Source organism: Streptomyces sp. NPDC002156 (assembly GCF_053593675.1).
Genome location: NZ_JBSFDA010000247.1, coordinates 1 through 11,268, shown reverse-complemented (window position 1 = coordinate 11,268; position 11,268 = coordinate 1). Strand labels below are relative to the sequence as shown.

The 11,268-nt window shown below is 68.9% G+C and carries 7 protein-coding genes and 1 pseudogene; 5 read left to right on the top strand and 3 right to left on the bottom strand.

From position 1 onward, the window contains the following. Window positions 1–80: 80 nt before the first annotated feature. The gene (locus tag ACWCRB_RS46350) at window positions 81–1,163 is read right to left on the bottom strand and encodes a sugar phosphate nucleotidyltransferase (RefSeq protein WP_451001838.1); all 1,083 of its coding nucleotides are present in this window, start codon (window positions 1,161–1,163) and stop codon (window positions 81–83) included. A 74-nt stretch (window positions 1,164–1,237) separates the two neighbouring features. After that, window positions 1,238–2,560 carry a peptidoglycan recognition protein family protein gene (locus tag ACWCRB_RS46345; RefSeq protein WP_451001837.1) on the bottom strand — a complete coding sequence of 441 codons (1,323 nt, stop codon included), beginning with the start codon at window positions 2,558–2,560 and terminating at the stop codon, window positions 1,238–1,240. Window positions 2,561–2,687: 127 nt separating this feature from the next. Between ACWCRB_RS46345 and ACWCRB_RS46340 the strand changes: the two genes are divergently transcribed. From ACWCRB_RS46340 to ACWCRB_RS46325, 4 genes and pseudogenes are all read left to right on the top strand, one after another. Then, window positions 2,688–3,446 (top strand): TIGR03089 family protein, encoded by a 759-nt coding sequence (locus tag ACWCRB_RS46340; protein ID WP_451001836.1) that lies wholly within the window; start codon window positions 2,688–2,690, stop codon window positions 3,444–3,446. A 201-nt stretch (window positions 3,447–3,647) separates the two neighbouring features. After that, window positions 3,648–4,570 (top strand): annotated as a pseudogene (locus tag ACWCRB_RS46335) (LCP family protein). 223 nt (window positions 4,571–4,793) lie between these two features. Next, window positions 4,794–6,554: an LCP family protein gene (locus ACWCRB_RS46330; protein WP_451001835.1), complete on the top strand. Its 1,761-nt coding sequence runs from the start codon at window positions 4,794–4,796 to the stop codon at window positions 6,552–6,554. 173 nt (window positions 6,555–6,727) lie between these two features. Then, a complete protein-coding gene (locus ACWCRB_RS46325; RefSeq protein WP_451001834.1) occupies window positions 6,728–8,413 on the top strand; it encodes an LCP family protein in 1,686 nt (561 codons plus the stop codon). Window positions 8,414–8,475: 62 nt separating this feature from the next. On the opposite strand, the gene ACWCRB_RS46320 is transcribed toward ACWCRB_RS46325, so the two are convergent. Then, entirely contained in the window at window positions 8,476–9,525 is a 1,050-nt protein-coding gene (locus tag ACWCRB_RS46320) for a glycosyltransferase family 2 protein (RefSeq protein WP_451001833.1), read from the bottom strand. Between the two features lie 149 nt (window positions 9,526–9,674). On the opposite strand from ACWCRB_RS46320, the gene ACWCRB_RS46315 reads away from it, so the two are divergent. After that, window positions 9,675–11,126 (top strand): LCP family protein, encoded by a 1,452-nt coding sequence (locus ACWCRB_RS46315; RefSeq protein WP_451001832.1) that lies wholly within the window; start codon window positions 9,675–9,677, stop codon window positions 11,124–11,126. Window positions 11,127–11,268 lie beyond the last annotated feature (142 nt).

Sequence of the window (11,268 nt, the reverse complement as noted above, 5' to 3'; positions counted from 1 at the left end):
GGGCGCCGAACGCGTACTTGCCTCGCTGCCGAGCGTGACCGGCGCGACTGTCGCACCCCCACAACCGAACCGGGAACTTCTTACTGGTCCGACGAGAAGCGGAGCGCCCCCGCTGGGATTCTTGCGTCGCACCACACCCGTACGCCCTCCCTCAGTTCGTTGTCGGCGCCGATGATCGCGCCGTCGCCGATCACCGTGCCGGTCAGGATGGAGCGTTCGCCCACTCGGGCCCTTGTCCCGATCAGGGAGTTGGTGATGACCGCGCCCGGTTCTACCACCGCGCCCGCCAGGATCGTGCTGCCCGAGACGCGTGCGCCCTCCGCCACGAACGCGCCCTCGCCCACCACCGTGCCGCCGGTCACCTTGGCGTCGGGGGCCACTCGGGCCGAGGGGAGGATCAGGCGGTCGCCGCAGCGGCCCGGGACCGCGGGGGACGGGGCCCGGCCCAGTACCAGGTCCGCCGAGCCTCGTACGAAGGCCGCGGGTGTCCCTAGGTCCAGCCAGTACGTCGAATCCACCAAGCCCTGGAGGTGGGCTCCCAGCGCCAGTAGTTCCGGGAACGTTTCTCTTTCCACCGACACCGGGCGGCCCGTAGGGATCGTGTCGATGACCGAGCGGCGGAAGACGTACGCCCCCGCGTTGATCTGGTCGGTGACGATCTCCTCCGGGGTCTGGGGTTTCTCCAGGAATGCTGTTACTCGGCCTGATTCGTCCGTCGGGACCAAGCCGTATGCCCTCGGGTCCGTCACTCGGGTGAGGTGCAGGGAGACGTCCGCCCCTGTCGTCTCGTGTGTGCTGACCAGGGCCCGGATGTCCAGGCCCGTGAGGATGTCGCCGTTGAAGACCAGGACCGGGTCGTCGGGGGCGGAGTGCAGGCGCGAGGCCACGTTGCGGATCGCGCCGCCCGTACCGAGGGGCTCGTCCTCGGTGACGTACTCCAGATGGAGGCCGAGGGACCCGCCGTCGCCGAAGTGGGGTTCGAAGACCTCGGCCAAGTAGGAGGTGGCGAGGATGATGTGCTCCACCCCCGCCGCTCTCGCTCTCGCCAACTGGTGCGTGAGGAAGGGGACTCCGGCCGCAGGGACCATCGGTTTCGGGGTGTGCACGGTGAGCGGACGCAACCGGGTGCCCTTGCCGCCGACCAGGAGAATCGCTTCTGTCACCTGTCGTCCCTGCTTCCTGTTTTCTGATTTCTGCCGGGACCGACCGAATCAGCGCGTTCGGTCGGACGAAGTCCTCATCGGCCCTGGTACTTGGCCGCCGTCAGGCGCGCCGAGCCGAGCCTTCCGTAGAGCAGCCGGCCCGGGCACTCGGTGGCGAAGCCGTCCCGGTGGCCGGAGATCACGTTCAGTCGTACGTTCTTTCCCTTTGGGTAGAGATTGCCACCACCTGACTTCAGGTATGTCTTTCCGTTCGGATTCGCCCCGAACAGACCGAGCTTCCAGGCGGTGAGCCGCGCGATCGCCCCCACTGCCGCTTTGGACGGCTTGGAACTGACGAAAGTTCCGAGGACGGCGATCCCCATGCTGTCCGTGTTGAACCCGAGCGTGTGAGCGCCCTTCACCGGCTTCGCCACACCCCCGGCGCGGCCCTCGTAGATGTTTCCGCACCGGTCGACGAGGAAGTTGTAGCCGATGTCCCGCCAGCCACTGCTCAGCACGTGGTAGCGGTAGATGCCGCGGATGAGGGACGGGACCTGTGTGCACCAGTACTTGTTGCCAGAGGCCGTGTGGTGCACGAAGGCCGCCTTGACCTTCTTCGTGTAGACGAAGCCGCGTTCGCGCAGCTTCTCGTCGGCGCCCCAGCCGCGCCGCGTGACGATCCGCGGGCGCGGGCCGATGAACGGCTTCACCCGTAGCTCACCCTGCTGCGCCTGCTCCCTCTGGAGCAGGCGGGCCTCTTCCTCCGTCTGCTGTCTGTTCAGTGCCGGGATCTCGGTGGCGTACTCGGTCTGTGTCTCCGGCGCCCTCATGTCGCGTGTGCGTTGACCTTCGGGTTCCGCCGCCGCCTCGCCCGGGTCCACCAGTTCGAGGCGCAGGCCCGCGGGGAGGGGCTCGCGGGCGCCCGTCGTGCGGCCCTCGCCGTCCGCCCGTACGCGGACCTCGACGCCGTCCGAGTCGCCCACCCACAGCGGTGCCGTGGAGCCCCGGACCCGGCCCGAGGAGCGTTCGGCCGTGTCGGGGTCGGCCGCGTGGTCGTGGTTGTGTGTCTCGACGTTCTGCCAGCCGGACCAGTGGTCGCCGCCGGCCTCCCGGGTACGGACCTCGACACTGCCGTACAGCTCGGTGTCCGGGTTGTCCCAGATGACGCCGACGAGCGAGAAGTGGCGTACGTCCGGACGGTACAGGCCCTGTTCGGCGGCCGAGCCGAGGATGCGGTCGCCGGGGCGGGGGGTCAGCGGGAGCGACTGGGTGCTGCCGGGGACGGTGGGGGCCACCGCTGCCGGTCTCGCCTCGGCGGGTCTCGCCGTGGCCGAGGCCGGGGTTGTGGGCAGGGTCAACGGGAGCGCCAGGGCGGTTGCACACGTGACGCCGATCGAGGAAGCAAGATACCTACGCATGCCCCTGATCCTGGACATAGTCATACATATCTGTCCAACGATGAACTGACGGTCCGTCTGGCGTGTCGGCCCGAAACGGGGCCCCGGGGGTCGGCTCGCGCCCATGGCCACGCGTACCCTTGCGCGGGTGAACGCCACCGACCGCACCCCTGCCGACCTGCTGCGTTCCGCGCTCGCCGCGGACCCCGCGCGCCCCCTGGTGACCTTCTACGACGATGCCACGGGCGAACGTGTCGAATTGTCCGTGGCCACCTTCGCCAATTGGGTGGCCAAGACCGCGAATCTCCTCCAGGGCGAGCTGTCCGCCGAACCGGGTGACCGGGTCGCGCTGCTGCTGCCCGCGCACTGGCAGACGGCGGTGTGGCTGCTGGCGTGTTCGTCGGTGGGGGTTGTCGCGGACATGGGGGGCGAGGCTTCCGTCGCCGACATCGTCGTCAGCGGGCCCGACACGCTGGACGCGGCGCGGGCGTGTTCCGGTGAGCGGGTCGCGCTCGCGCTGCGGCCGTTGGGTGGGCGGTTTCCGCAGGTGCCGGAGGGCTTCGCCGATTACGCGGTGGAGGTGCCGAGTCAGGGGGACCGGTTCGTGCCGTACGCGCCCGTGGATCCGGAGGCGGCGGCGTTGATCGTTGCCGGGGCCGGGTTCACGGGGGCGGAGGTTGTGGAGCGGGCCGGGGCGGATGCGGTGGGGTTCGGGTTGGCGGGGCCTGGGTCTCGGTTGTTGTCGGGGCTGGGGTACGACACGTGGGAAGGGGTCAGTGCGGGGTTGTACTCGCCGCTTGCCACCGGGGGGTCCGTTGTTCTGTGCCGGCATCTGGAGCGGGTGTCCGAGGGTGTGGTGGCCAAGCGGGTTGAGGATGAGCGGGTTTCGGCTACTCGCCGGGCGTGAGGGGTTGTTTTTCGGCTGCGGCTCCGGTGGGGGCTTGTCGCGCCCACGCGGCGGAGCCGCAAATGTCACAGCCCCGCGCCCCTAGGTACGCCCCCGGACCGGCGTTCATTCGTTCGGCCCAGCAGTGAGCGCCCTCGTCTCCTCTCCGGGGCATGGTCGTAGACGTGACCGAGACCGCAGGCACCGCCCGTCGGGGTCGGGATCGCGGTCTACGTCAAGCTTGATGGGAACATCACTGCCGATCATGGTGCCGCCGCCGAGCCGGCCCGGTACGAGAAGGAGCGGCCCGTCTCGTTGGTGCGTGGGGCGCAGAACATTCTGTTGGCGAACCCGAGTTCGCGATGTTCAGCCACGCCTTCCAGCAGGGGGGTTCGGCCTGCACGATCCGTACCGTCGAGAAGTTGACGGACATTCGGATCGACCATCACATGGTCGTCGACTTCCATGGCTTCAAGGACATCGTCGATGCCGTGGACGGGGTCGAGGTGTGTCTGGCGGAGCCGGTCGACGACCGGGAGGCCAAACTGCGGCTGCCCGCCGGGAAGGTGACGCTCAATGGCGAGCAGGCGCTCGGATATGTGCGGGCGCGGAAGTCCCTCGGCAATGGGAGCGACACCGCGCGGATGGACCGGCAGCAGCGTTTTCTCGGGGCGCTCGTCAACAAGGTGCAGAGCGATGACGTCCTGCTGAACCCGGTCAAGCTGTACCCCGTGCTCGACGCCGCCACGTCCTCGCTCACCACGGACCCGGCGCTGGCCAGCCTGCGTGGTTTGTACGAGTTGGTGCGCAGTATGCGCGACATCCCTACCGAACGTGTGCGGTTTCTGACCGTTCCACGGGAGTCGTACGCGTACGACGTCAATCGCGATCAGCTTGTGGAGCCGGACGCCGGGCGGTTGTTCGAGCGGCTGCGGTCCGACGCACCGGTCGCCGTAGCGGAGGAAATCCCGGTTCAGGGTGATTCCTTCGCACAAAGCAGTGAAGTGCAACACAATTCTGGATACGAGTTCGAGGGGCGCTCTACCGGCAAGCAGTCCGGAGGGGCGCCGTCCGCCCAACTCCCCACCCCTTCCCCCGTACCCACTTTTCGCGGGAACACGGCCGCCCAGGACCCCTGCGGGTAAAGCGATTGCCAAGTCGGCGAACCTTAGTTCAAAGAAATGGGTGGATTGCCCAGTTGTAGGGACGTGGAATTTGTCACCGTCGTCGCTTGACGCCCAACTGGACGGATAGTGTGAGCGATCCGGTGCGTCAGGACGAGTGTCGTGTGCACACCGGAGACCGAGACCCGAGCGCCTTTGGAGGGGGAAAGGCGCCGCGTGGCCCCGACGGAGGATTCAGACAACCGTGGACGCGCAAGGCCGTGGGCGGGCGGACGACATCGACCCCGCAGACCAGTGGGTGCTCAACCCGAGCACTGGCGAATACGAACTGCGACTGACTCCCTCCGCACCGCAATCAGCGGTCCCGGGACCTCGTCGAGCCACACCCGCCAACGCGGGTGCGGTACGCGGGCGTTCGGCGGCACCGGAGCGGGAGCAGGACCGAGAGACGCACGGCGTGCCCGGGTCACCCGGGCAGGTGCCGCCGCCGAGAAGGCGGCGGGGTGTGCCGGAGGAAGATCCGCTGCCCGGGCGGCGGCGTTCGCGTGCCCCGCAGAAGAAGAAGTCGAAGGCCAAGAAGGTGCTGCTCTGGACGGGCGGGACCATGGCCTTCGTCATGGTGGCCGCCACGACGGCCGGCTACTTCTACCTCAAGCACCTCGAGGGCAACGTCACGACGACCGACGTCGGTACGGCGGCCAAGGACGGCTTCAGCAAGGACGAGGCCTTCAACATCCTGATCATCGGTACGGACAAGCGCACCGGTGCGGGCAACGAGTCGTACGGCGACGCGGGCAGCGTCGGGCACGCGGACACGACGATCCTGCTGCACGTCTCCAAGGACCGGACGAACGCGACAGCGCTCAGCATCCCGCGTGACCTGATCGTCGACGTCCCGGACTGTCCGACCGTGCAGGAGGACGGCTCCGAGAAGATCATCTCCGGTACCCAGGGCGTCCGCTTCAACACCAGCCTCGGGCAGGACGGGCGCGACCCGGGCTGCACCATGCGCACCGTGAAGGAGGTCACCGGTATCTCGCCGGACCACTTCATGATGGCCGACTTCAACGCCGTGAAGACGCTGACGACGGCGGTGGGCGGGGTCGAGGTCTGTGTGGAGAACGCGGTCAACGACAAGGAGTCGAAGCTCAAGCTGCCCGCCGGCAAGTCGACGGTGGAGGGCGAACAGGCGCTGGCCTTCGTCCGTACGCGGCACAGCTTCGGCAACCAGGGCGACCTGGACCGGATCAAGGTGCAGCAGCAGTTCCTCAGCTCGCTGATGCGCAAGATGGCCTCCAGCGACACCCTGACCAACCCGGCCAAGCTGCTGAAGATCGCCAACGCGGCCACCAAGGCGCTGACCGTGGACACCGGTCTCGGCAAGGTCTCCACGCTCAAGGACGTGGCACTGGAGCTGAAGAAGGTGCCGACGAAGAACATCACCTTCATGACCGTGCCGGTGATCGACACCCCGGGAGAAGCGGTCCGGGCGACGGTCACCGTCGGCCCGACGGCGCCCGAGGTGTTCAACGCCATCATCAACGACGTGTCGTTCACGGCGGTCAAGCAGCAGAAGGCGAAGGAGGCGGCCGCGGTCGCCGCCCGCCTCAAGGGCACCAAGTCCGCGGCCTCCGACGTACGGGTGCGGATCCTGAACGGCGGTGCCCCGGCCGGCTCCGCACAGGAGACTCTTAACTATCTGCAGAATGATGAGGGCGTGTCCAAGTCCGAGAACGCGGGCAACGCCTCGGCGGAGCTTGCGAAGACGACGTTGGAGTACGCGCCCGACCAGGCCGACCAGGCCCGGCGACTGGCCGCCATCATGGGGCTGTCCGGTTCGGCGATGAAGCCCGGAAAGAGTGTGACGAACTCCCAGGGGCTGCCCACCATGACGCTGACCCTGGGCAAGGACTTCAAGGGGGCCGGCGTCTCGCTCACCGCGCCGGCGAAGGCACCGACCGTGGAGGGGCAGTCCACGGCGGACAAGGTGCAGTGCGCCAGCTGAGCCGAGTACGCCGACCGATCGGCCGATCGATCTCTTGATCGGCGGGTCGATTGATCGATCGAGCGTCTGCGCCAGTTGTTTTGGGTGCGCCGGTTGACCTGACAGGCCTGCCTTGCGTCTTACCGGACGCAAGGCAGGCCTGTTCGACGGCGCAAGGGTGGGGAGGCAGGGGAATGACACAGAGCAGTGTGCACGGGGAGGGGACGCGATCGGGCGTCCGGCCTGCTCGGGTTCCGGGGCAGCGGGACGGCTCGCACGAGCAGCAGGAGGGGGACTCCGGGGACGGGGGCGGCGGCTCGGCCGGCGGCAGTGGCGGCGGCGGTGACCGTCCGGGGGGAAGACCGCGGCGGCCCGGCAAGCGCAAGGTGCTGCGCTGGTCGGCAATGACGCTGGCGGTGCTGATACTCGGCACGGCCGGCGCCGGATACCTCTACTACGAGCATCTGAACAGCAACATCCAGAAGGGCAAGCGCAGCAGCGGCGACTCGAAGGCGCAGAAGACCGAGCCCAACGCGGCCGGGCAGACTCCGCTGAACATCCTGCTGATCGGCTCGGACAGCCGTGCCTCCGCCGCCAACGTGTCCCTGGGCGGCGGCAAGGCCAACAGCGCCAACCCGCCGCTGGGCGACGTCCAGATGCTGATCCATCTCTCCGCCGACCGCAAGAGCGCGGCCGTGGTGAGCATCCCGCGCGACACCCGGGTCGACATCCCGAAGTGCACGGACCCCGACACCGGTGAGACGTTCGCGGCGACCAACGACATCATCAACACCTCGCTGGCCCGGGGCGGCGCCGGCTGCACGCTGGCCACCTGGCAGAACCTCACCGGGGTCTACATCGACCACTGGATGACGATCGACTTCGCGGGCGTCGTACAGATGGCCGACGCCATCGGCGGTGTCGAGGTCTGTGTGAAGCAGAACGTGTGGGACCGCGCGCTGCCCGGCGTACCCGGCGGTTCGGGGCTCAAGCTCAAGGCCGGCAAGCAGAAGGTCGAGGGCAAGTCGGCGCTGCAGTGGCTGCGTACCCGGCACGCCTTCTACAGCGACCTCGGGCGGGCCAAGGCCCAGCACATGTACATGAACTCGATGATCCGCACGCTGAAGTCGCAGAACGTCTTCACGGACGCCCCGCGGCTGACGAGTCTGGCCGAGGCGGCCACCAAGTCCCTGACGGTGTCGGAGGAGTTGGGCTCGGTCAAGGAGCTGTACGACCTGGGCATGCAGCTCAAGTCGGTGCCGACCGACCGCATCACGATGACGACGATGCCGACCGTCGTGGACCCGCAGAACCCGAATCATCTGGTGGCGGCCGAGGCCGACGCCGAGACGATGTGGACGATGCTCCGCGACGACATCTCCTTCGACGACAAGGGCGGCACCACGGCGACCAAGGCCCCGACGGCCTCGCCCTCGGCGACGGCTTCGACGGACCCGGCGGCCGACCCCGGAAAGATCGGCGTCCTCGTGCAGAACGGCACGCGGACGGCCACGCTCGCCGCGGTCAGCGGCCGGGCGAGCAGCATCAGCGAGATCCTCTCGGGCAAGGGCTTCACGAACGCGGCGGCGGACCGGTCGGCATCGTTGTCGGTCGACAAGACGGTCGTGTACTACCCGAGCGCCGATCTCGCGGGCGACGCCCAGCTCGTCGCCAAGTCCCTGGGGATTCCGACGAGTTCGGTGAAGAAGTCGACGGACGTCTCCGGTGTGACGGTGACCGTGGGCGCCGACTGGCGCGAGGGCACGGCGTACCCGAAGCAGACCGCGCCGAAGGCGGGCCAACTGCCCGACACGGCCGACGCGGTGGTGGGTTCGGACACCAGCGCGTGCATGGAGGTGTACTCGCCCTACCGCTGGTAGGGGTACATGAGTCGGGGCCCGCGGTCATCTGACTGCGGGCCCCAACTCGTTGTCGTTCAGGCTCAGTTCGCGTTCGCGCCGTCCAGTACCGCCGGCCGACGGGCCGCGATCACCTTCCTGGCAAGGGACTTGGGACTGGTGAGGAAGCCCCAGCCCCAGCACATGTGCATGGTGGCGAGGGCGACGGGGATCTGCAGCCGCGCCTTCAGCGAGAGCCCCTTGCCCGCCGGGACCGAGCCCGCCACGATCGCCGCGAGGTAGCCGCCGGGCACCAGCAGGGCCCACGGCGTCAGTACGGCGCCCAGCAGCACGCCCGCCGCTATCGCGCACAGGGCGGTGGGCGGGGCGAGGTAGCGCAGGTTGATGGAGCCCTCGTGGTACCGGGCCACGACATGGCGCCAGCGGCCGTAGTCCTTGTACTGCTTGGCCAGCGCGCGCACGGAGGGCCTCGGGCGGTACGACACCCGCAGTTCGGGCGAGAACCAGATGAGGCCGCCCGCCTCCCGGATGCGGAAGTTCAGCTCCCAGTCCTGGGCGCGGATGAACTCCACGTTGTAGCCGCCCTGTTGTTCGAGGGCGGCGCGTCGGAAGACACCGAGGTACACGGTCTCGGCGGGCCCGGCCGTGCCTCCCGTGTGGAAGGCGGCGTTGCCGACGCCGATCTTCGAGGTCATCGCGGCGGCGACCGCTTCCTCCCAGGCGTTCTCGCCCTCGGCGTGCATGATCCCGCCGACGTTCTGCGCGCCGGTCTCGTCGAGGAGACGGACGGCGGTCGCGATGTAGTCCGGCGAGAGGATGCCGTGTCCGTCGACGCGTACGACGACGGGGTGGCGGGAGGCCTTGATCGCGGCGTTCAGCGCGGCGGGCGTACGGCCGGTCGGGTTGGGGACTGTCTGCACGCGCTTGTTCGTGCCGGCCGTTTCGCGGACCAGCTCGGCGGCGATCTCGTCCGTGCGGTCCGTGGACGGACCGAGGGCGATCACGACCTCCATCTCGCCGGCGTACTCCTGGGCGAGGATCGCTTGGACGGCTCCGCGCAGATGCCGCTCCTCGTCGAGGACGGGCATGATCACGGACACGGCGGGCAGCTGCACGTCGGGCTTGGCGTTCATAGGGGGCTCACGTTACCGCGAACGGGGGACACCGACGCGCGCCGCCCGCTCCCTGAGCCGGGCCGCAGATCGTATGGGCCTACGGTGCTCACGGATCCCACGTTCGGCCCCACTCCCCCGGCCAGCAGCCTTCGCGGAGGTGTCCCCCCATGCCCGCATCCCCCGGTTCCCCACAGCGCCGGCCACGGCCGTCGTCCGGGCGTCCGCGTCCCCCCGTACGGCGGAAAAAGCCACGCTGGGCCATGCGGGCGGTGACGACGCTGTCCGTCGTGGTGCTCGCCGCGGCCGGGATCGGGCACTCGGTGGTCAGCAGCCTCGACGCCGACATCGCCCGGGTCGACCCCTTCAAGGACATGAAGAACCGGCCGCGAGCGGGCCACGGCATGAACGTGCTGCTGGTCGGCACGGACAGCAGAGAGAAGATCAGCGAGGCCGAGCGGCGGAAGTACCGGCTCGGCGGCGCCCCCTGTCACTGCACCGACACGATGATGATCGTGCACATCTCGGAGGACCGGGAGCGGGCGAGCGTCGTCAGCCTGCCGCGCGACTCGTACGCCGTGACGCCCCCGCACACCGACCGGATCACCGGGCACCGGCACGGCGGCCATGTCATCAAGCTGAACGCGGCGTACGCGGAGGGCGGGCCGAACCTCACCGTGCGGACGGTGGAGCACATGACGCACGTGAAGATCGACCACTATCTGGAGATCGACTTCACCAGCTTCATGAAGACGGTGGATGTGCTGGGGGGAGTCGAGATCTGTGCGACGCGACCGCTGAAGGACTCGTACACGGGGCTGAACCTGGCGGCTGGGAAGCATGAGCTGAGTGGCGGGGAGGCGTTGCAGTACGTCCGGTCCCGGCACGCCGACGGGTCCTCCGACCTGGGGCGGATGCAGCGCCAGCAGCGGTTCATGGCGGCGCTGATCGCGCAGTCCACGTCGTCCGGGGTGCTGCTGAACCCGATGAAGTTCCGGGACATCACGCGGGCGGTGCTCGGGTCGGTGCGGGCGGACAAGGAGTTCGGTACGGGTGAGTTGCTGGACCTCGGGCGGGCGATGCGGAACTTCTCGCCGGCGTCGTCGGAGTTCACGACCGTGCCGATCGGGCGGATGGGGTTCGCCGTGAAGGGGATCGGGTCGACGTTGAAGTGGGACGCGGCTAAGTCGGGGCGGTTGTTCCGGGCGCTGCGGGAGGACGAGCCGTTGGCTGTGCGGAAGGGTGGGGGCGCCAAGAGGGGTGCGCCGGTTCGGGTGGAGGTGGCTCCGCAGCAGATTCGGGTGCAGGTGGAGAACGGGACGCGGACGGCGGGGCTGGGGCGGAAGGTTGATCGGGAGTTGGCGGGGGCCGGGTTTCGGACTACTCGGGTGCCGGTGAATGCGCGGGGGCGGGAGGTGGGGCGGACGGTGATCGCGTACGACCCTCGGTGGGATCGGTCGGCCAGGTCGTTGGCGGCTGCGCTGCCGGGGAGTTCGTTGCGGGTGGTGCGGGGGCAGGGGGCTGTGATGCGGGTGACTGTGGGGGCGGATTATCGGGGGGTGCGGAAGGTTCGGGTGGGGGAGTTCGGGGTTACTACGGGGGATGAGGTGGGGTGTCGGTGAGAGGGGGGTGGGGCTTGGTTTTTCCTCGCCCCCGCCGCCCCTACCCGTCCCATCCCTGGGGGCTGGTCGCGCAGTTCCCCGCGCCCCTAAAGGGGCGCGGCCGAACCGCCTGATCTAGCTGACCGGCACCCCCGTTACTGCC